1 protein-coding gene is annotated in these 878 nt (G+C 60.8%); it reads right to left on the reverse strand.

The annotated features are described in order from the left end of the window. Window positions 1-158: 158 nt before the first annotated feature. On the reverse strand, window positions 159-878 hold a 720-nt coding region (locus tag RHODMAR_RS25110; protein WP_232433763.1), incomplete at its 5' end, for a peroxiredoxin.

An 878-nucleotide genomic window follows, 5' to 3' on the forward strand; every position in this document is an offset into this window, starting at 1 on the left:
GACCGGACTACTGGTGTCCCTGGTGATATTCGGCCCACCGCGACCCCTATGAGAACGAGCACCGTCAGCAATCTCGACCGACACCTCCGACCGCCAAGTGGCTCGAACCAGGTCTCCGTCAGATCCAGGACGGTTCAGCATGCCCGTGGGCGTCGCCCTCAGCCTTGGGTGGGGTCGGCAACGATGCGCAAGTAGGGGCGAGGGGCAGTCCAGCCATCCGGATAGATCTTTTTAGCATCCTCGTCGCTGACCGAGCCGGCAATGATCACGTCGCCACCTCTATTCCACTGGGCGGGGGTGGCCACCTTATGCGCGGCAGTGAGTTGTAGCGAGTCGATTACACGCAGCACCTCGTCGAAGTTGCGGCCGGTGGTCATCGGGTAAATGAGCACCAACTTGATCGTCTTATCGGGGCCGATGACGAAGACATTGCGCAGCGTCGCCATCTCGGCCGGAGTGTGACTGGTCGGGTCGCCGGCGATTTCGGCGGGTAGCATCCCGTAGGCCTTCGAAATGGTGTAGTCGTTGTCGGAAATCATCGGATAGTTGGGCGCGGTACCTTGTGTTTCGGCGATGTCGTCGGCCCATGCGACGTGGTTGTCGAGTGGGTCGACTGACAACCCGATGATCTTGGTGTTGCGTTGGTCGAATTCGGGTTTGATCGTGGCCATGTAACCGAGTTCGGTCGTGCACACCGGGGTGAAATCGCGGGGGTGGGAGAACAGAACTGCCCAGCTTTCACCGATCCACTCGTGGAAGTTGATCGGACCCTGGGTGGTTTGGGCGTGGAAATCGGGGGCGGTGTCGCCAATGGTGAGTGTCATCAGTGGTTGTCCTTCCGGTGCGGTGGTGCGGTGGTGCCGACGATAGCGGTCGGG

This window comes from Rhodococcus sp. AW25M09 (assembly GCF_000333955.1).
In the GTDB taxonomy this organism is placed as follows: Bacteria; Actinomycetota; Actinomycetes; order Mycobacteriales; family Mycobacteriaceae; genus Rhodococcoides.